This is a genomic window from Pseudomonadota bacterium, from assembly GCA_016711215.1.
Lineage (GTDB): Bacteria > Myxococcota_A > Polyangia.
Genome location: JADJTL010000003.1, coordinates 300,279 through 320,153, shown reverse-complemented (window position 1 = coordinate 320,153; position 19,875 = coordinate 300,279). Strand labels below are relative to the sequence as shown.

The window sequence follows — 19,875 nt, the reverse complement described above, 5'->3', positions numbered from 1 at the left end:
ACGCCGCCCTGGTCGGGCGGTCAATCACAGCTGCCGAGCTCGATCAGCAGCGTATCTTGCAGCAGTGCGGTCTCTCGGATCTCGTGCTGGCGTAGCTGTTCGATCAGCCGCGCAACGTCATGGCGCAGCGCCGCATTCAGCTCGTTCGCCTGCGCGCGAAAGGCCACCAGGCGCTGGGCCTGATCGGCCAAGGGCACGTGCTCGCGCAGCAGCGGCGCGACGGCCTGCAGCAGGCGCGGCGCGCGCGTCTGGACGATGCCATGCAGCCCCTCCTCGCCCTCCTCGCGAGAGAAATGCCCGCGCAGCAAGGCCAGCAGCTCGTGCAGCGGAGCTGCCAGCCCCTCGGTCGTCGTCGCCCCTTCGAGAAGCACCAGCAGCGCCTTCATGCGGCAGTGCTCGCTGTCGAGCGAACGGGCGGCCTGCTCAGGATCTTTGATCGCGCTCATCAGCTCCACCTCAGCTCCACGTCAGCTCGATCTCGATGCCGTCGGCTCGCGTCGCGTGCGGCGCCCTGCCGCCGAGCGGGGCGCAGATTATTTCCCAGCGGCTGCGAGCGCAAGGGCAGCTCCCCCCGCTGCGGCCGGCGCCTCCTGGGCGCAGGCCCTCAGGGGAGGGGCCTGGCGGCTGCGCTGCGCTCGGCCGCGCTGATCGGCGCCAGATACGAAATCGTCGTGAAGGCGATGCCGGCGCGTTGTAGCAGCGGGCCCACGGTCGCGGCGCGGCCGACCACCGCGCCGACCAGCGCGTCCGAGCGCAGGTGGCTGTCGACGGCCGCCGCCACGGCGTCGGTGGTCAGCGCGTCGAGTCGCAGTGGTAGCTCGCTGACGTAGCTGTCAGGTAGGCCGTGGAGCTGTGCGCGCGCCAGCGCCGACGCAAGGTGGGCGGCGGTCTGGTACTCCAGCACATAGCCGCCGGCGAGCTGACCTTTGGCCCCGCGCAACTCCGCGCTGCTGGGCGGTCGCCGGCGCAGCTCCCGCAACTCGTGGAGCACCAGGCGCAGCGTCGCGACCAGCTCTTCATGGCGCGTGAAGCTCGCAATGCGGAAGGCGCCATCATCCCGGTGGTCGTCGAAGACGCTGGAGATGCCGTAGGTCTTTCCCCCAGCGGAGCGCACCTGCTGCATCAAGCGCGAGGAGAAACCGCCGGCTCCGAGCACGTAGTTGGCGAGGCGGAGGGCGTCGTGCGCCGGGTCGCTGCGGCGTGGGCCCGCATGGCCCAACGCAAAGAAGCTCTGGCTCAGGTCGGGCTTGTCGACGAGCAGCACGCGTAGCCCCTGAGCCAGAGGCGGCAGGGCCGGCGGCGGCGCTCGTCGTGGCGCGTGACCGCGCCAACCGCCGAAGAGCTGACGCACCTGGCGTGTCACGGCGGCCGGGTCGACATCGCCCGTGACGGCGAGCACCGTGCCCTGTGGCACGATATGGCGCTGGTGGAAGGCGATCAGCTCGGCGCGGCCGATGCGCGCCAGCGACTCGGCCGAGATCGCTCGGCCCGCCGGGTGGGCGTCGCCGTAGAGCTGGTTGGCGAAGTGGAGCGCCGCGAGCGTCGCGGGCGAGTCTCGCGCATCCTTGACCTCGCCGAGGAGGCGCCGACGCACCTCCTCGATCTCCGCCGGGGCAAAGGCCGGCGCGCGGACCAACTCGGCCACGAGGCCGAGACAGAGGGGCAGTTGTTCGCGTCGCCCGCTGCAGACGAGCTGTGAGGCCTCGTAGCCGGCGCGCGTGTCGAGGGCGGCTCCGGCGGCCTCGACTGCCTCGGCGATCGCGTCGGCGCCGCGCCGGCGCGTGCCCTGGGGCAGCATCTCCAGCGTGAAGGCGGCCAGCCCTCCCTGCGCAGCTGGGTCGTCGATGGCCCCGCAAGGCAGGTGGAGCTGCACGGAGATCAGCGGCAGGGTGTTGTCGCGCAGCAGCAGCAGGGTCGCGCCGTTCGGCAGGGCCACGCGGCTCAAGCCCTCGAGCGGCAAGCGCACGCCGGCCCGTGGGGCCGGGGGCTGCATCAGGTCCTGGCGATCGCGCCACGGATCAGGCGGCGCCGCAGCCTTGGACTGTGCCGCGCTCTTCGGCGCATTGGCCGTGGGAGGGCGCCCGCCGCGTGGTGCCGTGGCGCACGCGCCAAGCGTCAGCGCGAGGGTAACGATCGCGAGGGCTGCTGGTCCTCGCGGGTCGGCAGCCGGCCGGCTGCGTTCGCCGCCGAGCCGCGGTCGCGCCGACCCGCACGCGAGCGCTCCGCACACTAGGGCGCGGCAAGGAGAGGTGAGCTCGACGGGTCGTTTGGCCTGCTTCATTTCGCCCCCTCCGCGCCAGGGGCCTGCGCCGGCAGCGCGACCAGGCTGAGGTTGTGGCTGCGCAAGTAGGCGCGGGCGACGCGCTGGACGTCTGCGGAGGTCACGCGGTCGATGCGCGCGACGTCGCCGAGAAACGCGCGTGGGTCGCCCTGAAGATAGGTCGAGATGCCGATTTGATAGGCGAGACCATCGACGGTCTGCCGGCTTCGCAGGTGCGCCGTGGCGAGCTGATTGCGGGCCTTCCGCAGCTCCGCTTCGGTTACGCTGTCCTTTCCGAGGAATTCGACCTGCTCGAGCAGCAGGCGTCGCATCCGAGCCAGGTCCTGGCTCGGTAGGCCGTAGCCGTAGATGATGAAGAGGCCCGGGTCCTCATTCTCCTCGGCGAAGGCGCCGACACCGAGCGCCAGCTGGCCGCGCCGCACCAGCGCCTGATGCAGGCGTGAGCTGCGTCCGCTGCCGAGGATCGTCGCCAGCACCGTCAGTGCGGGCAGGTCCGCGTGGCGCGCGTTGGGAATGTGGTAGGCGCCGAGCACGACGTTGAGTTGCGAGGGCCAGTCGGCACGGCGCTCGCGCAGCTTTTGCTGCGGTGGCTCGACGGCGGTGACGGCGGGCGCGGGCGGCCCGGCGGCGATCGGCCCGAAGTGGGTCAGGGCAGCGCGGCGCGCCGCTTCCTCGCTGACGTCGCCGACGACCACCAGGGTGGCATTGTTGGGCCGGTAATAGGTGTCGTAGAAGCGCTGGCAGAGCGGCACGGTGACGCGGTCGAGGTCGGGGAGGTCTCCGGCCGGTGACCAGGCGTAGGGGTGTTGGCGGTAGGCCAGCGCCCGCAAGGCCTCGAGGGCGCGGCCGATCGGGCTGTTCTCGAGGCGGAGCCGCTTCTCTTCCTTCACGACCTCGCGCTCGCTGGCGATCGTGCGCTCGGTCAGGACCAGGTGGCGCATGCGCTCGGCCTCGAGTGCGACGGCGAAGTCGAAGTACTGGCGCGGCAGCGTGTTGTGGTAGGCGGTCACATCCTCGGCCGTAAAGGCGTTGACCTCGCCGCCGATGCCGGCGAGGAGCTGGGCGTGCCGCTCGGGCGGCACGCGCGTCGATCCCTTGAACATCATGTGCTCGAACATGTGGGCCACGCCGCGCAGCCCGGGCTGCTCATTCCTCGAGCCGACGTGGTACCAGACCTGCACGGTGACGGCGGGCAGGCGCGGCACCCGCGCATAGACCAAGCGCAGCCCATTGGGCAGCTTCAGCTCCTGGATGACGAGCCCTGCGGCGCCCTCCTGCGCCGGCGGCGGCGCGGGCTTGGACGCCGCGAGCGCGATCGTCGGGTTGGTCGCGCAGAGGGCGGCGACGCTGAGCGCTAACATGGCCTGGTGCATAGGTCCTCCCGGCGACGAGGGGCCAGGCCGCGGAACCTACCGCGGTGGCAAGCGTGATGCCAGCCCGGTGCGCTGGTATAGCGCATTCCCGTCAGGCATGCTGCCGAGCATGGCCGTATTCTCGCGCTGCTAGGATGGCCGCTCGATGCCTCCGCGATGACGCAACCTCAACTCCCCGCTGACGCATCGCGTCCCGAGAAGCCTGCTGCGGCCGAGTCGCCGTCCGCTGGCGCCTCGGCCCCACGGGGGCGGGTCGAGCGCTCGACGCAGCATGGCACGCGCCGCATCTTTCGCCGCTTCGCGGCGCTGGCGCTCGGCCTCAATGCGCTGCTCGGCCTCGGCCTGATGGCCTTTGACGTCGCCGACTCGGTGATCGCGACCCGCAGGTTCCTGGCGCAGCGCGGCGAGCTGCTGGTGGCGATCTGTCAGCGAATGCAAGCTGCCACGCCGGACCGCGCGCCCGCTGCCACCGTCGCCGAGGCAGCCCGGCTGAGCGGCGAGGCGATGGCGCTGCTCAACGCCGACGGGCGTGTGGTCTATGCGACCGATCCTGGCATCGCCGCTGCGCTGACGCGCCTCTGGGGCGCCGCGCCCCGCCGTGGCACGCGGACGGCGATCGCGCGCGAGCTGGGCGCGCTGAGCGGCGTGTGGCTGATCGCGCCGCTCGCCGCCGACCGGTGGGTGCTGGTCATCGTTGGGCATCGCCCCGAGGACGAGGGCGTGCTCGAGTACATGACGGTCAGCGCTGGCGTGCTCGGCCTCGGGCTGGCGATCACCTTCTGGCTGATGCTCTGGGGCGCCGACGGCCTGCTTCATCGGCCGCTACGCCGCTTGGTCGGCCAACTGACGGGCGCCCTCGCGCGTGACGTCGAGCGTCGCCGGCGGGCCGAGGATCAGGCGGTGCGGGCGCGGCTCGCTGCGGAGCGCTTGCTCGCCTTCCGCAACAACCTGATCGAGGCTTCGGATGCGCTGGCGATCGTCGCCACGGATGCCGAGGGGGTGATCCGCATTTGCAATCGCGCCGCCGAGCGCCTGCTCGGCTGGGCCGCCGAGGAGCTGGTGGGCTGCATGACCCTCGGCGAGCTGCGCGCGCAGCTCGGGCGGCCGCCGCAGCAGGAGGTCCAGCTCGGCCCGCTGATCGAAACCAGCGGCAACGAGGAGCTCCTCGTCGACAAGCACGGCCGCCAGCACGTGGCGGTGATCAGCCGCAGCGCCATTCTCGATGGGGCGGTGGCCGCGGGGGAGCTCTGGACCTTCGTCGACGTGACGGAGGCCAAGCGCCTGGCGGCCGAGCTGCAGCTCAACGAGCTGCAGCTGATTCAAAGCGCGAAGATGGCCAGCCTGGGCGAGATGGCGACGGGGGTGGCCCACGAGCTCAACCAGCCGCTGAACAACATCGGCCTGCTGGCGGCGCGGATGCGGCGCCGCCTCGACACGCTGCCCGACGATCAGCGCGCGTTCTGGCGCGAACGCCTGGAGCATGTCGTCGGTCAGGTCGAGCGCGCCGGGCGCATCATCGACCAACTGCGCAGCTTCGGCCGCCGCCGCGAGCGCAGCCTCCAGCAGGTGTCGCTCGCGTTGCCCGTGCAGCACGTCAGCGAGATGCTCCGCGCGCTCTTCGAGGGCGCCGGTATCGCGCTGGAGGTGACCCTGCCGCCCGCGCTGCCGCCCGTGCTCGCCGATGCGAGCCAGCTCGAACAGGTGCTGCTGAACCTGCTGATCAACGCCGTCGACGCCTGTGGCAACAGCGTGTCGCCGCGGCCGGGCGGCGGCCGCGTGCGCGTCGCCGCGCATGAGTGCCAGGGCGAGGACGGCCGCGCGGCGGTCTGCCTCCAGGTGCGCGACAACGGCCCCGGGATGGCGGCCGCCGTCAGCGAGCGCGTGTTCCAGCCCTTCTTCACCACCAAGGAGCCGGGCAAGGGCACGGGCTTGGGCTTGTCCATCAGCTATAGCCTCGTCAGCGGCTTCGGTGGCACACTGACGGTCGATTCAGCGCCGGGTGCTGGCGCCTGCTTCAACATCACACTGCCGCGGGCGCCGGGTGGCGATGACGATGGCCCGAGCGAAGATCCTCCTGGTCGATGACGAGCCGCTCGTGCGGCAGGAGCTCGGCGCGCTGCTCAGCGACGAGGGCTACGAGGTCGTCACCGGCGGCGACGCTGAGGAGGGTTGGCGCTTTTTCGCAGCGCGCAGCCCGACATGGTGATCACTGACGTGCGGATGCCGCGAGGGGATGGCCTTTCGTTGGCGGTGGCGATTCGCGAGCTCTCGCCGGCCACGCCGATCACCGTGATTACCGGCCACGGCAGCGAGCAGCTCGTGATCGTGGCGCTGCGCGCTGGGGTGATCGACTTCATCAAGAAGCCGGTGCGGCTTGAGGACCTGAGCGCGGCCCTGCTGCGGATGGAGGCCGCGCGCGAGCTGGCGCGGCGCGAGCGCGTGCGTCTCCCGCGGGCGGCGCGCCTGCTCGAGCACAGCTGGATCTTCGAGCTCGGCAATGACCTCGAGGCGATCCCGGCCTTCGTCGATGTGGTGCTCAGCACCTGCGCCGCCGACTTGCCGCAGCCGCAGCTCGTCGAGCTGAACCTGGCGCTGCGCGAGGTGGTGCTCAACGCCGTCGAGCACGGCAATCTTGGCCTGACCTTCGCCGAGAAGGCGCGAGCCCTGGAGCTGGGCACCTTGCCTCAGGTCCTGGCTGCCCGCGCGGCGGAGCTACCTTACGCGGCCCGGCACGCCCGGCTGACGATTCGGCGCCTCGTCGATAGCCTCGAGATCGAGGTCGCGGACGAGGGCTCGGGTTTCAACTGGCAGGGGCTGCCGGACCCGACCGATCCCGACAACCTGCTGGCCGCGCATGGGCGCGGGATCCTGCTCGCCCAGCTCTCGGTCGACCGCCTGAGCTTCAACGCGGAGGGCAACCGCGCCATCCTCCGCAAGCAGCTCCGTTCGCCGGCCTGGCCGACCTAGCGGCCCGCGCTTCCTCAGGCGCAGGGACCGCAGTCGGTGTTGGCGCCCGAGCAGCTCTTGCAGGTCTCTCCGGCGGCGGTGTCGCAGTGGCCGTCGTTGCATTGCAGCCGCGGCTGACAGCTACGGTTGGGGTCGCAGTCGGCCGGGCTGTTGCTGAGATCCTCCAGGAGGGGGTCGCAGACGCAGTCACCGAGCAGCGGCGTGCAGTCGGCGGCGCAGCTGCCAAAGAGCTTCTCCGCGAACTCGCAGACGCCATCGCCACACATCGAGGGTGCCGCGGGGGTGAGCGCCATCGTTCCGAAGGCGGCGGTCCCGAGCTGGCCATTCGCGCCCTGCCCCCAGCAGCGGAGCAGGCCCGTGCTCAGCTGCGCGCAGGTGTGGTAGACGCCGGCGGCGACGGCTGTTACGCGACTCAGTTGGGCGACCGCGACCGGCGTTTCGCGCGAGGTTGTCGTGCCATCACCAAGCTGGCCGGAGGCATTGTAGCCCCAACAGCGCAGGGTGCCGTTGGTCAGTCGCGCGCAGCTGTGGGCATTGCCGAGAGCGAGCGTGCTGGCGTTGCTCAGACCGAGGACGGTGACCGGCGTCGAGCTGTTGGTGGTCGATCCGTCGCCGAGTCGGCCGGAGGCATTGTAGCCCCAGCAGCGCACGGTGCCGTTGGTCAGCCGCGCGCACGTGTGGGTTTGCCCGAGCGCGAGGGTCGCCACGCCGCTGAGGCCACTGACGGCGACGGGGTCAGTCCATTGACGGTCGTGCCGTCGCCGAGCTGGCCCATGTAATTGCTTCCCCAGCAGCGCACGGTGCCGTCGGTCAGCCGTGCGCAGCCATGCGACCCTCCGAGCACGAGCTCGGCGACCCCGCTCAGACCGGAAACGGCCACGGGTGTCCGACGGTCCGTGGTGGATCCGTCGCCGAGCTGCCCCTGGATGTTTCTGCCCCAGCAGCGCACGGTGCCGTCGGTCAGGCGCGCGCAGCTATGGGACGCGCCGAGCGCGACGTCGGCGACCCCGCTCAGGCCGCTGATGGCCACGGGCGTCGTGCGGTTGGTGGTCGAGCCGTCGCCGAGCTGGCCATCGTAATTGTAGCCCCAACAGTGCACGGTACCGCCGGCTAGGACTGCGCAGCCGTGGTCGTCGCCCACGGCGAACTGGCTCACGTTGGCGAGGCTGCTGACCTGACCCGCGATGTGGCGGGCGAGCACAGAGCCGTCGCCGAGCTGACCGCGGGCGTTATTTCCCCAGCAGCGCAGCGTGCCGTCGTTGACCCGCGCGCAGCTGTGGTACCAGCCGAGCCTGCGTGGCAGCTCAAGGCCCGCGGCGCAATCGGCCGGACAGGTGAGCGGTGCTTCCTCACCGCCGCACTTCCCGTCACCGCAGCTCGTCGCCCTGCAGTCTGCTGGGCTGGTGGCCTGGTCTTCATTCTTGCCGCAGAGGCCGTCCTGTGCGTCGCAGCGGACGACGCTGGCGAGTAGGGGCGTCTTGCTGGTAAACGCCGAGCCGTCGCCGAGCTGGCCGTAGGTGTTCTGGCCCCAGCAGCGCAGCATGCCGTCGGTCAGGCGTGCACAGCCAAAGGACCCACCGAGCGAGACCTCCGTGACGCCGCTCAGACCGCTTACCGTCACCGGTGTTTTTCGGTTGGTTGTCGAGCCGTCGCCGAGCTGGCCGTAGTAGTTGTAGCCCCAGCAGCGCAGCGTGCCCGTCGCCAGCCGCGCGCAGCTATGGTGCTCTCCGCCGGCGATATCGGCGACGCCGCTCAGCCCTGCCACCGCAACCGGTACACCGCGGTCGGTGGTGGTGCCGTCACCGAGTTGGCCATAGGAATTGTAGCCCCAGCAGCGCACAGCGCCGGTCGCGAGCCGCGCGCAGGTATGGTATGCGGCGGCCGCAAGCTGGGCGACCTCGGTCAGAGCCCCGCCGACCGGGACGGGCGCGCTGCGGTTGGTGGTGGTGCCGTCGCCGAGCTGTCCGCGGGCGTTGAAGCCCCAGCAGCGCACGGCGCCGTCGCGCTGGCGTGCGCAGCCGTGGCTACCGCCAACCGTGAGTTCCTCCACGGCGGTCAGCCCGCTGACCTGCACCGCCGTCACGGAGGAGGAGGTGGTGCCGTCGCCGAGCTGACCGTAGGTGTTGCGCCCCCAGCACCAGACGGTGCCGTCCGACCGCCGCGCACAGGCGTGCAGTGAGCCCATGCTCACCTCCAGAGCGCCCTCGAGCGTCCCCGAAGCGGTGCGGATCGGCTCGCTCGGCGTTGCGCCGTAGTCTTGGCCCCAGCACCAGACCCGGCCGTCCGTCTTGACGGTGCAGGTGGCGCTGCTACCGGTGCCGAACTTTCCGATGCAGCAGGCCTGGCCGGGCTCGCAGGTGATGAAGCTCGGGCAGCGGCGCGGCGTGCTGTCGCCGAGGTTGATCCCCATCAGCGCCTGGTTGGCGGCGGTGCCGGTCGGGAAGACGCTGCAGCCGTTGCCGACGTTCTGGGCGGCCAGCACGGGGAGGCCCCAGTCCTGACTCCAGCGGCAGTTGTCCTGATACCACTGCGCCACCGAGAGGTTGAGCAGCAGGCCGTTCTCCACTGTGCCCTTCGACGCTAGATCGGGCGTGGCGGCGTAGCCCGCCTCGCATTGGTTGAGCTCGCCCGTGTTGAAGGCCTTGGCGCCCGTCGCGTTGGCCCAGTTGTAGGGGCTGACGGCCACGCCGGAGCGGCTCGTCGCCGTCTTCAGCGCCACCGCCGCCAAGTAGTCGGGCTCCTTGCTCGTCACGTTGTCGCTGTGCTTGTCGAGCGGATTGAGCCCCCAGGCGTCATCCAGGGCGTAGCCCGCCGGGCTGATGTTGTGCTGCTGGCGCTCGACGATCGACCCGATGTGGCCCTTGACGAACTGGAAGTGCGCGCCCCAGGTGTTCTCACCCCAGGTCAGCGCCTTGGCGTAGATCGGTCGGGGCGAGAGCGTGTCCTTCTTGACCGCGTAGCCGCTGATGCCGTCCGCGAGGCGTCCTTTGCCGCAGACGTAGACCTCTTTGCCCTGGGCGACGTCGTAGGTCTTCATGCAGAGGTAGCGGAAGTAGGTCTTGAAGGTGGGGATGGTCCCGTTGGCGTTCAACGCCTGCACCTCGGGGCCATTGATCGGGTGCAGCAGGAAGGGCCGGTAGGCCTTGTCGGCGCAGGCCAGCCCGATGCCGCTGAAGACCTCGTAGTTGACCGTCGTCTCGGCGGAGCCGTTGCCGTCGAAGTCCTCGCCGATCGCGACCTTGAGCGCCGGACAGCTGTTGCTGCAGGGTGGCGTCGCACAACAGGCCTCGTAGACGCGCTCGAACTGCTGCTTCATCACGATCCAGCGCGGCAGCACCACGTTCACGTCGCGGGAGCCGTCGGGCAGCGCGCTGGGGAGGGTGTAGGGAAAGCGCGTCGGCGGGCAGAGCAGGTTGACCTGCCCGAAGCTCAGCTTGCCGAGGTCGGCCACCGCGCTGCTCATCACGCCGGTCGTGCCGAGGTTGATGCTGTTCATCGCGTTCATCGCGTTCATCGCGTTCATCGCGTTCATCGCGTTCATCGCGTTCATCGCGTTCATCGCGTTGTCGCTGTTCATCGCCGTCTGGGCCGTCACGCTCACCACCGGCGGCTGCAGGGCGGCGTCGTTCTCGAGCGCCTCGCAGCCGAAGAGCGAGCCGAGCCCCAGGAGCGCGACGATCCGAGCGATGCCCGCCACACGACCCGAGAGCGAAGCGCCGAAGCGTAGAGGGTGGGACATCGTGGCCTCCATGGTTATAATCGGTAAAGCAACAGTACGGACGCTTACATTAGTGGTAAAAGAGAAAGATCGGCGCGATCGCCGCGGGGCGAGAGATCAGCGCAAGCCGACAAGTTTATTCGCGAAAGTTCGAGGCGAGCCGCGGCGACGGCGCCGAGGTCATGGCCGAAGGCATCGAGACGCCCTGACCACGCTTCGCCCGGGGCGGAGGGACGGGCCCGCGCGGCCTACTGCTCGTCCAGGAGGCGGTGCTGGCCGACGAGCTGCTGGATGCCGGTGACGTCCTGCACCGTTTCGAGGCAGCCGAGATAGCGCCCCTGCGGGTCGCGGACCGGCCAGTAGCGAATGTGGATCTTGCGTCCGTTGAGGTCGATCCAGAACGCTGCGACCTCGCGGCGCCCGGCCTTGAAATCGGCGAGAATGCGTTCGACCAGATCCACACTGTGGGCGGGGTGGCAGTCTTGGACCTTGGTGCCGATCGCACCGCGGGTCCGCGGGAAGATCTTGGGTGCCAGCTCGTGGCTAAAGTAGCGCACAGTATCCTCGTGGTCGACGAACGAGAGCTCCAGCGGCAGCGTGTTGAGCAGCGCCGCCATCACCTCTGGATCGAGGTTGAAGGAGAGGTCGCGCAGCGCGCTCGCGGCGATGATCTCGTCAGCCAGCGCGTAGTAGGACGCTCGGCTCGCCGGCGCGAGCGCCCGCTCGAGCTGCTCAATCCCGGTGACGACAGCCTCGGCGTCGCTTGGATCGAGCAGCCGCCGCGCCATCGGATAGAGGATGTCGTTCTCCTTCCAGAAGTGGCTCTTGCACAGCGCGGCGTAGTCGGTGAAGACGACGCGCAGCGGCGCGAGCTGACCGCTGTCGCCGGCGCTGTAGGCGCGGGCCAGGGGGTCGAGCCGCGCCAGGTGCTCGCGTACCTGCTCGTGCTCGGCCAGCATCACCGCCAGCGGGCCGCCGGCGCGCGGTAGCCCCCGCGCCTCGAGCCGGGGGAAGAGGTGCTCCTCCTCCTTGCGGTTGTGGCATTGCTCGACGTATTGGCATAGATACCTGCGCAGCTGCTCGACCAGCGCCGGCGCGGGCGCTTGCGGCGCGGCGAACGCCTTCTCCATCGCCGCCAATACGCGCTCTGTGCGCTCGTGATCTTCGACCAGCAGTGCGTTCCAGTCGTTGCCCATCCCTGCCTCCATCTCTCGCTGCTCGCTGCGGTTTGAACCGTTCGTGGGGGAGGTTTGACCTAGCACAGCTTTCGTGGGGCTCGCAGCGTGAAAACTGCCCCGCCGCGGATCGCGCAGCGTCAGCCAGCGGTCAGCGGGCCGTCAGCGACCAGAGCAGCGCTTCCGTGAAGCGCGCACGCAGGTAGAAGGCGCGCGGCATCGCCGCGAGCGCCTCGCCATCAGGACCGCGGGCGCTCGTCCGCGCCCGTCCGTCGGCCGCCTTGGGCCGCACCTGTAGGGCCTCGCCGAGGTGGGCGCTCAGCTCCTCGACGCCGCCGACCGCGATCAGCCCGATCAGCGCCGTCCAATCGGCCCTCAGCAGGGCCTCCTCCGCGGCGCTCGGCCGCCACAGCAGCGCGCGTCCAAGGCGCCGCAGCGCCAGCGGCGCGCTGCCCGCCGGCTCGACCGGTACCCAGAGGACGCAGCGCAGCTTGCTCCACAAGCGCGAGCCCTCCCATACTTCGTCGGCAGCCCGCAGCAGGTCGATCGTGCAGACGAAGGTCGACTCGCGCACCCGCCCCAGCGCATCGAGCGGTACCGTCTTGAGCTCGACGCCGAGCTGCGGGAAGTCGGGCAGGTCGAGGCTTTGCGCGCTGGCGCCGAGGGCGCGCTCGATCAGCTCGCCGACGCGGCCCTTATGGCCGGCCCTACCGCGCTCGAGCGAGACCCCGCAACGAGCGGCTACCGCGCCGATCGTCGCCCCCTGCAGGGCCCCGGCCCGGGTCAGCAGCGCCTCCAGGCTTTGGGGTCCGGTGACGGGCAGCTTGAGCTGGCGCACGCGTCGAGTTGGCACGACTTCCCCTCCCCCGATCGGCGAGCTCGCGGAGGGGGCGAGCGCGCCGGGACGGCCCGATCGGGATTACCGGCCGATGTTGCTGCCAGCGCCGCGAGCGCGTCAACGCGCCCCTGCGGCTGCCGGCCCGCGCGGGGCGCTCGCGAGCGCCCCGCGCGCGACACCCCGCGCGCGAGGTCCTTGCGTCGCGACCCGTGGCCCGGCAACAATGCCGCGCCGCCGGGGAGCGGTCAGCGTCCGGTGTGCGGTTTGATCATCGCCCGCGATCCGCAAGGAGCTTCGATGTCGTTAGCACCCAAGGTCTTCTCCGGCAGCTCCAATCCCGCCTTGGCGCATCGGATCGCCCGGGAGCTGGGCGTTCCCCTCGGTGACGCCCATGTCAAGCGCTTCTCCGACGGCGAGGTCAGCATCGCGCTCAACGAGAGCGTGCGGGCGCACGATGTCTTCGTGGTGCAGTCGACCTGCTATCCGGGCAACGATCACATCATGGAGCTGCTCCTGCTGATCGACGCGTGTAGACGCGCTTCGGCCGCGCGGGTTCACGCCGTGATCCCGTATTTCGGCTATAGCCGACAGGATCACCTCGATGGCAAGCGCGGGCCGATCTCGGCCAAGGTCGTCGCCACGCTGCTGGCCGCCGTCGGCGTCGATCGCGTGATCACCATCGACCTGCATGCGCGGCAGATTCCGGGCTTCTTCGATGTGCCCGTCGACCACCTGCAGCGCAGCGCGCGCATCTTGATCGACCACCTCTGCGCGCTGAAGCTCGAGGAGCCGGTGGTCGTGGCGCCGGACGCGGGTGGCGTCGAACGCGCCGGCGAGATCGCCAAGGGCATGGCCGGCTCGATCGCGATGATCGACCGCCGCCGCGGCGCGCCCTCGAAGATGAAGTCGATGCGGCTGGTCGGCGAGGTCAAGGGACGCGACTGCGTCCTCGTCGACGACATCATCGATACGGGCGCGACGATCACCGAGGCGGCCGATTTGCTCGTTACCAGCGGTGCCCGCACGGTGCGCGCGGCGGTGACGCACCCAGTGCTCTCGGGCTCCGGCGTCGAGCGCTTGAATCGCTCCAAGGTCATGGAGCTGATCACCAGCGATACGATCCCGCTGCCCCAGGAGAAGCAGATCGACAAGATCACCGTGGTTTCGGTAGCGGGCCTGCTCGCCGGGGTGATTCGCAGCGTTCATGAGGGGCGCTCCGTCGCCGCCGTGATCTGAGGCCCCCGCGTGAAGCAATGCGCGTGCTCCCGGCCGCTGGAGGGGCGGCGGCAGCCCGCCAGTCGCCGCAGCCCGCCAGTCGCGCAGCGGCTCCCGCTTGCGTCCGACCCTCAGCTCTGGAATGCTGCCGCACACGCTTTTTCCGGGAGGACGCATGCGCAAGGTCAAGTTGGTCACGAGCCTCGGCGAGATCATGCTCGAGCTCGATGACGAGAAGGCGCCCGTTTCGGCCAAGAACATGGTCGACTACGTGCAGGCCAAGCACTACGACGGCACGATCTTTCATCGGGTGATCGACGGCTTCATGATTCAGGGCGGCGGCTACGATGCGCAGCTGCGCAAGCGGCCGACGCGCGCCCCGATCGCCAACGAGGCCGCGAATGGTCTGAAGAACCTGAATGGCACGGTGGCGATGGCGCGCACCTCCGAGGTCGATAGCGCCACGTCGCAGTTCTTCATCAACGTGGCAGACAACGCCTTCCTCGACCACAAGGGCAAGACGCCGGAGAAGTACGGCTACGCCGTGGTCGGGCGCGTCAGCGCGGGGATGGAGGTCGTCGATAAGATCAAGGCGGTGCCCACGGGCAGCCGCGGCCCCTTCAGCCAGGATTGCCCGCAGAAAGACGTCGTGATCGAGACGGCGACGTTGGTCGATTAATCCGAGGAATGACCCGTGCCGGAGCCGGCCCCGGGGACGGCAGGCGGGAGTCGCGCATGGCCACGCTCAGAGTCCTCGACGAACAAGCCATCCGTGAGCGCGCCTATCAGCTCTGGATCGATCGCGGCGCGCGCGACGGCGCCAGCCTCGAGGATTGGATCGAGGCCGAGCGCCTCCTGCTGCTGCAGGGCTGGCGACGCTATGGACTGAAGGAGTTGGTCGGCGAGCCGCGCGCGCTGCCGACGGAGCGCTACTCGCTGCCGGGGAAATAGGGCGTGTCGCCATCGGCGTGATTGGTCATGTCGACCACCGCCTCCAGCTCAGGTATCTCCTCCAGTAACAGGGACTGGACACCGGCGGATAGCGTCATCGCCGCCATACCGCAGCCCTGGCAGCCGCCACCCATGTGAACGTAGGCCTTGCGGTCCTTGACCTCGACCAGCGAGATCACGCCGCCGTGCATCGCCACCGCGGGGTTAATCTGGTCGTCGATCACGCGCTGGATCCGCTGTCGAAGCTCGACCGCTCCGCCCGTTGCTACCTGCGGCGCGCCGCCGCCCTGCTCTTGCTCGATCGTGCTCATCAGGCGCTCCTCCAATGCGGGGCGACTATAGCGTGCCGACTCAGGGTCGGCCAGCGTCCGCGCGGGGCCTTGGCGCAGTGGTCGGCGGGCCCGCGCCCCTGCCGTCGCGCAGCGCTCGACGGCAAGCGCAGTGGCCAGGTCGCGAGCGCGTCGGGGCCAGGCGACCGTGGCTGGGCCCTCGCCTTGCCCTGCATTCCAGTCCCGCCGAAGGCTTCAAGCTACTTGAATAACTCGATTGAAGGGCTTGGCGCGCCAGCGGTCCGCCCTTTGCATTCAAGCCGGCCGACGGCCCTTGGAGCCGCCTGGATCAGAGCGTGGCAGGCGCAAGCGCGAATGGCCGGAGCAGCAGCGCGAATGGCCGGAGCAGCAGCGCGAATGGCCGGAGCAGCAGCGCGAATGGGCGGAGCAACAGCGATGTGGCAGGTGGCAACGCGCGGAGGGCAGGCTTGGGCACGATTGGTGGGTTTGCCACTGGTCGCGCTCGTCGTCGTCGGCTCTTGGGGTGGTTGCGGGCTCGGCGAGGGCCACGCGCCCAGCATCTTCGAGGTCGATGCCGGCGTCCTTGGCTCCCCGAACACCCCCGATACGAGCGCTGTCCTCAGCGCACCCTTGCTCGATCCGGTGGCGCAGGCCGTGACCTGCGCCGAGGACGTCGCCATCACCGGTCGGGCGCTCGCCGGGCAGACGATCGTCGGCACCACGCCGCTCGGGTCCTGGGTCACCGTCTCGAACGCGCAGACGGGTCGCTTCTGTGTCGCGGTCGGTCTGGCCCAGGGGCCGAACGCCATTTCGGTCTATGTAAACGGGGAGCACCGCCAGAGTCCGCCCGCCCGACAGACCATCACCCGCCAGGTCGGCTGTGCAGCCCAGCGTGGCCTTGCGCTTGCCGAGGCCACCGTCCTACGCACGGCTGGTGAACTTGGCGCGGCCAGCGGTTCCAGCGTTCCGGTGCGCGTGGTGAAGGTGGTCTCCGAGCACGCCCCTGCCCAGGCGCTGGCGTCGACGAGCGGCAGCGCCGAGGCGATGGTCGACGGCAATCCGGCGACCTATGCGCGTTATGAATCGGAGACGGACTGGAGTGGGTGGGGCGCAAATGCGCTCAGCGACATACCGGTGCAGATCCACCTCGCGCTGGACAAGGCCTACCCGCTCTCATCGATCGCGGTCGTCTGGAAGGACGCGCGCAGCGCCTCGGGGAGGACCTACGCCAGCGAGTACCAGGTGGCGGTGGCTTCGGGGGCCACCCCGGGCGACCTGCCGACCTCGCCCGTCTCGAGCAGCGATCCGCAGGGCTGGCAGTTCGTAGCCTCCAAGCTCATGGGGTCCGGAGGCGAGGAGCTGATCGATCTCGCCGGGGCCAAGCTGCCGACGGCGCGCGCGATCGTCCTGCGGATGGTCGAGGACGGCGATTCGTTGTCGTGGGGGGAGACCTTCGAGATCGCAGAGATCCGCGTCAACTCCACCGATTCCGCAACCATCAGCGCGGTGGATACTGGTGTTCCGATGGGCGTAATGCCAACCGCCGCGGGCGGGATCTGCGCCCAGTCCGGCTACTGATCACACCTGGCTCGCGGCTTCAGCGAGCACTCAGCGCAAGGTAGGCAGCGAGCGCGCTGGCGACCAGCGCTGCGGCGGCGAGCAGCCACTGCAGCGTCCGCTCGCCTCGCAGGCTGAGGCTTCCCGGAAGGGGCCAGCCCAGCGCCACCAGGGTACCCGTCAAGAGCCCGCCGATATGGGCGACGTGATCGGATTCGGGGCTGACGCCGATCACCAGCCCGTAAAAGGCGAGCACCATCGCGGGAATGTGCCAAAGGCGATAGCGCGAGCGCTGACCCCGCCGCAGCAGCTCGCGCAGGCGTGCCCCGGCGAGGCCACCCAGCAGGCCAAGGATCGCGCCCGAGGCGCCAGCCTTGAGCGCGAGTGGATCGCCGAAGACGTAGCCGACCCAGTTGCCCCCGCAGCCGGCGGCCACGAAGAGGAAGAGCATTCGTCCCGGTCCCCAGCTGCGTAGCGCGAGCAGTCCGAGCACCAAGAGCACGACGCAGTTGGCAACCAGGTGGGTGCTGCCGATGTGGAGAAAGACGGCGGTGATCGAGCGCCACCACTGACCGGCCTTCAGCCGCTCCGCAGTGATCGCGCCAAAGCGCAGCAGCACGTCGTGGCGGGTCGAGCCACCGGCACGCTCGAGGGCTTGCCAGATCAGCACGTTGACGAGGATCAGGCCGATGACCCAGGCGCTTGAGTTCTTGCGGCCAAGCAGCGGCGCGGGCTCCGCGGCGTCCGCGAGCTCAGGCGCGGCAGTGGCGCGTTCCTCGGCGATCAGCGCACGCGCCTCATCGACCTGGCGGTGCAAGACGGCGAGCGACCAGTGCGAGGGCGCACCGGCGCCAGCTGCGGCTTCGTCGTCGCTGAGGGAAGGGCGCAGGGAGTAGAGGATTCCCGCGCTGGCCAGCACGAGGCCGAGCGCGCGGGCCTCGGCCTCGGTGAGCAAGGGCTCTATTTCAATGAAGTGCATTCAATGCAGTGCATTCAATGCAGTGCGCGAAACCGACCACGCGCCCGCGGAGCGAGGACGCGGTAGGCCGGCCTTCAGCTTCAGCCTTCAGCGCGGGCGCTGCCGCCAGGGAGCTCAGCTCGCTGCCGTTCCCGCGCTGCTCGACGCTTTGTTGCTCGACGCTTTGCTGCTCGACGCTTTGCTGCCGGCGCCTTCCTTGGCGCTGCTCCGCTTTGCCGCCGCTTTCATCGGCGCCTCGGTCGACCCAGCGTTCGCGGTCTCCGTGCCGGTGGTCGGCTCTTCCTTGGTCCTCTGCTCGGCGCTCTCCGCGCTATCGCCCCGCGCGTCGCCCCGCTTCGCTGGTCCGCCGCTGCCGCGCCCGTAGTCGCTGATGTACCAGCCGCCGCCCTTGAGCTGGAACGAGGTCGCCGAAACCAAGCGCTCGACCCGCCGCCCGCGGCAGCTCGGGCATTTCTTCACCGGCTCGTCGTTGATCTTCTGCCACTCCTCGAACTCATGGCCGCAGCCACCGCAGCGATACTCGTAAATTGGCATGCGCAACTCCTCAGAGGGGCTTCAACTTAGGCCAGAGCCCCGACTTGTCAAGGGCCGATGATTGTCCGGAGCGTCGTCGCCCGGCCCGCCGGCCCAGCGTCCCGGCTCCACCACGAGCAAGCCTCGAGCCCCGGTCGCGGCGGCAGCGCCCGGATCAGGGCGCCGATCGGTCGCACGTGATTGGTCTTGATGAAGAGCACCGGGCCCCGTGGCGACGCCTGCGCTCGCGGCGCCTTGCCGCGGAACGAGTCGCCATCCCAGAGGGCGGCCAAGGCCTTGCCGGTATAGGTCGCCTCGAACGACAGCCCCTCCGCTTCGCGCGCCAGGCGACAGGCACGCTCTCCCGCGGGTGTCGGCACGCCGTAGCCGGGACCGGCGTGCGCGTGGTCGATCAGCCAGGGGGCTGCGCTCGGCGGCGCGCTCCCGTGGCGCGCGAGCAGGAGGCGGGTGCGCTCGATCAGGACGTGGGTCAGGGCCTCGTTGCAGAGCAACCGCTCGACGACCCGCACGCCCACCAGCTTGCTGCGAAGGCCCGCCAGCGCCGTGCCAAGCGCGAGGCCAGCCAGGGTTCCGCCAGTACCCAGGGCCATGACGATCCAGGCCGGTTCCGGCAGCAGGCCCGCCGCCACCTGTGCTCCGAGCTCGAGACCCGCGGCGACGTAGCCCAGGGTCCCGAGGGGCGACGATCCGCCCGGGCCGATCAGGTAGCCGCGATGGCCCAGCCGTAGGCGCGGATCGGCCAAGGCCAGCGCGAGACCGAGGCGATCGTTACAGGGCTCCAACCTGGCGCCGAGCCGCCAGGTCAGCTCGAGGCAGCGCCTCGCCGTCGCCGAGAGTGGCTGCGGGAAGACGAGGGCATCGCAGCGGAGACCGAGCTGTCGCGCGTACCAGGCGGTCGCGGCAACGTGGTGCGATCCGAGCGCGCCGGCGGTGACGACGGTGGTCGCACCAGCGTCACGGGCCGCGGCGAGCAGGAACTCCAGCTTGCGCACCTTGTTGCCGCCGAGGGCCGTGCCGCTCTCGTCCTCGCGCTTGACCCACAGCTCGAAGCCGAGCCGCTGGCTCAGGGCAGGGAGAGGGTGCACTCGGGTCGGCCAGACCCCGAGGCGCAGGCGCGAGAGCGCCGGTAGCGGGCCGCCCTCCCAGGCGTCGCCGCCGCGAGCGCCGCTGGGCCTGGCGCCGCTCATTCAGCGGGAGCTGGGTCCCTGGGGTCTCCCGCCGCCGCAGCAGGGTCCAGCGCGTCGACGACCAAGACCGTGATGTTGTCGCGGCCGCCGCGGTCGTTGGCCAGTTCGACCAGCGAGTGGGCCACGTCTTTCGCGGCCGCCAAGGCGAGGAGTGCACCGACCTCGTCGTCGCTGAGGTGCCCGTGCAGGCCGTCCGAGCAGAGCAGGAAGCGGTCGCCGACCCGGGCGTCGCAGATCAAGGTGTCGACTTGGACGTAGTCGCGGTGGCCAACCGCACGGGTGATCACGTTCTTCCCTGGCGCTTGACGGGCCTCTTGCGGCGAGAGCAACCCGTGTTTGAGCCGATAGTTCAGCAGCGTGTGATCCTCGGTGAGCTGGGCAGTCTCCTCGCCGCGCCGCCGATAGACGCGGCTGTCGCCCACCTGCGCGATCAACGCCAGGCCGTCGATCAGCAGCAGCGCGCTCATCGTCGTGCTCATGCCGTGGTGCGCTGGGTCGAGCTCGGCCATGCCGAAGACCATGTAGCCGGCTGATTGCACGGCGCTCTCGAACATCCGCCGGACGGCGGCGAGCTCGTCGCGCCCCGGGTGGCGGCGCAGCGCCTCGATGCAGTCGAAGGCGTCGCGGACGTAGCCGTGGACCTCCTCTACCGATTGCGCGCTGGCCACCTCGCCCTTGGCGTGGCCGCCGACGCCATCGGCGACCAGGTAGAGCCCGATCTCGTCGTCGCTGAGGAAGCTATCCTCATTGACGGGCCGCCGCTTGCCGATATCCGAGACGCCGTAGGAACGCAGCACCATCAGCTCAGCG

General features: G+C 70.1%; 19 protein-coding genes. 7 read left to right on the top strand and 12 right to left on the bottom strand.

Annotated elements, in window-relative coordinates; genetic code table 11:
• Positions 1 to 20: 20 nt before the first annotated feature.
• The 3 genes from IPL40_10320 to IPL40_10310 form a co-directional block, all read right to left on the bottom strand.
• Positions 21 to 446 (bottom strand): hypothetical protein, encoded by a 426-nt coding sequence (locus tag IPL40_10320; GenBank protein ID MBK8481556.1) that lies wholly within the window; start codon positions 444 to 446, stop codon positions 21 to 23.
• A gap of 158 nt (positions 447 to 604) precedes the next feature.
• Complete coding sequence (locus tag IPL40_10315; GenBank protein MBK8481555.1) at positions 605 to 1,993, bottom strand: insulinase family protein; 1,389 nt, start codon at positions 1,991 to 1,993, stop codon at positions 605 to 607.
• A gap of 284 nt (positions 1,994 to 2,277) precedes the next feature.
• Positions 2,278 to 3,642, bottom strand: coding sequence for an insulinase family protein (locus IPL40_10310; GenBank protein ID MBK8481554.1), 1,365 nt, complete (start codon positions 3,640 to 3,642; stop codon positions 2,278 to 2,280).
• Between the two features lie 168 nt (positions 3,643 to 3,810).
• Between IPL40_10310 and IPL40_10305 the strand changes: the two genes are divergently transcribed.
• Genes IPL40_10305 through IPL40_10295 form a run of 3 tightly spaced genes read left to right on the top strand, consistent with a single transcriptional unit; the run spans position 3,811 to position 6,621 of the window.
• Entirely contained in the window at positions 3,811 to 5,739 is a 1,929-nt protein-coding gene (locus tag IPL40_10305; protein ID MBK8481553.1) for a PAS domain S-box protein, read from the top strand.
• The gene (locus tag IPL40_10300; GenBank protein MBK8481552.1) at positions 5,708 to 5,860 is read left to right on the top strand and encodes a hypothetical protein; all 153 of its coding nucleotides are present in this window, start codon (positions 5,708 to 5,710) and stop codon (positions 5,858 to 5,860) included. The genes IPL40_10305 and IPL40_10300 overlap by 32 nt, the downstream gene beginning before the upstream one ends.
• Positions 5,854 to 6,621: an ATP-binding protein gene (locus IPL40_10295; GenBank protein ID MBK8481551.1), complete on the top strand. Its 768-nt coding sequence runs from the start codon at positions 5,854 to 5,856 to the stop codon at positions 6,619 to 6,621. Before IPL40_10300 ends, IPL40_10295 begins: the two co-directional genes overlap by 7 nt.
• A gap of 14 nt (positions 6,622 to 6,635) precedes the next feature.
• On the opposite strand, the gene IPL40_10290 is transcribed toward IPL40_10295, so the two are convergent.
• From IPL40_10290 to IPL40_10275, 4 genes are all read right to left on the bottom strand, one after another.
• Positions 6,636 to 7,328 (bottom strand): hypothetical protein, encoded by a 693-nt coding sequence (locus IPL40_10290; GenBank protein MBK8481550.1) that lies wholly within the window; start codon positions 7,326 to 7,328, stop codon positions 6,636 to 6,638.
• Positions 7,283 to 10,360: a hypothetical protein gene (locus IPL40_10285; protein MBK8481549.1), complete on the bottom strand. Its 3,078-nt coding sequence runs from the start codon at positions 10,358 to 10,360 to the stop codon at positions 7,283 to 7,285. The genes IPL40_10290 and IPL40_10285 overlap by 46 nt, the downstream gene beginning before the upstream one ends.
• A gap of 227 nt (positions 10,361 to 10,587) precedes the next feature.
• On the bottom strand, positions 10,588 to 11,535 hold the full coding sequence (locus tag IPL40_10280; GenBank protein ID MBK8481548.1) for a DUF438 domain-containing protein: 948 nt from the start codon (positions 11,533 to 11,535) through the stop codon (positions 10,588 to 10,590).
• Between the two features lie 130 nt (positions 11,536 to 11,665).
• Positions 11,666 to 12,337, bottom strand: coding sequence for a DNA mismatch repair protein MutH (locus IPL40_10275; protein ID MBK8481547.1), 672 nt, complete (start codon positions 12,335 to 12,337; stop codon positions 11,666 to 11,668).
• A 312-nt stretch (positions 12,338 to 12,649) separates the two neighbouring features.
• Here IPL40_10275 and IPL40_10270 point away from each other — a divergent pair, with 312 nt between their 5' ends.
• The 3 genes from IPL40_10270 (at position 12,650) to IPL40_10260 (ending at position 14,518) form a co-directional block, all read left to right on the top strand.
• Entirely contained in the window at positions 12,650 to 13,588 is a 939-nt protein-coding gene (locus tag IPL40_10270; protein MBK8481546.1) for a ribose-phosphate pyrophosphokinase, read from the top strand.
• 121 nt (positions 13,589 to 13,709) lie between these two features.
• Entirely contained in the window at positions 13,710 to 14,246 is a 537-nt protein-coding gene (locus IPL40_10265; GenBank protein ID MBK8481545.1) for a peptidyl-prolyl cis-trans isomerase, read from the top strand.
• 56 nt (positions 14,247 to 14,302) lie between these two features.
• Positions 14,303 to 14,518, top strand: coding sequence for a DUF2934 domain-containing protein (locus tag IPL40_10260; GenBank protein ID MBK8481544.1), 216 nt, complete (start codon positions 14,303 to 14,305; stop codon positions 14,516 to 14,518).
• Here IPL40_10260 and IPL40_10255 read toward each other — a convergent pair.
• Positions 14,497 to 14,829, bottom strand: coding sequence for a NifU family protein (locus tag IPL40_10255; protein MBK8481543.1), 333 nt, complete (start codon positions 14,827 to 14,829; stop codon positions 14,497 to 14,499). The two genes, IPL40_10260 and IPL40_10255, sit on opposite strands and share 22 nt — an antisense overlap.
• Positions 14,830 to 15,288: 459 nt before the next feature.
• On the opposite strand from IPL40_10255, the gene IPL40_10250 reads away from it, so the two are divergent.
• Complete coding sequence (locus tag IPL40_10250) at positions 15,289 to 16,386, top strand: discoidin domain-containing protein (protein MBK8481542.1); 1,098 nt, start codon at positions 15,289 to 15,291, stop codon at positions 16,384 to 16,386.
• A 19-nt stretch (positions 16,387 to 16,405) separates the two neighbouring features.
• Here IPL40_10250 and IPL40_10245 read toward each other — a convergent pair whose 3' ends face one another.
• The 4 genes from IPL40_10245 to IPL40_10230 all read right to left on the bottom strand — a co-directional run bounded on the left by IPL40_10245 (position 16,406) and on the right by IPL40_10230 (position 19,865).
• Positions 16,406 to 17,344: a rhomboid family intramembrane serine protease gene (locus IPL40_10245; protein MBK8481541.1), complete on the bottom strand. Its 939-nt coding sequence runs from the start codon at positions 17,342 to 17,344 to the stop codon at positions 16,406 to 16,408.
• A 114-nt stretch (positions 17,345 to 17,458) separates the two neighbouring features.
• Entirely contained in the window at positions 17,459 to 17,878 is a 420-nt protein-coding gene (locus IPL40_10240) for a zinc ribbon domain-containing protein (protein ID MBK8481540.1), read from the bottom strand.
• 47 nt (positions 17,879 to 17,925) lie between these two features.
• Complete coding sequence (locus IPL40_10235) at positions 17,926 to 19,065, bottom strand: pyridoxal-phosphate dependent enzyme (GenBank protein ID MBK8481539.1); 1,140 nt, start codon at positions 19,063 to 19,065, stop codon at positions 17,926 to 17,928.
• Positions 19,062 to 19,865, bottom strand: coding sequence for a serine/threonine-protein phosphatase (locus IPL40_10230; GenBank protein MBK8481538.1), 804 nt, complete (start codon positions 19,863 to 19,865; stop codon positions 19,062 to 19,064). The genes IPL40_10235 and IPL40_10230 overlap by 4 nt, the downstream gene beginning before the upstream one ends.
• Positions 19,866 to 19,875: the final 10 nt, after the last annotated feature.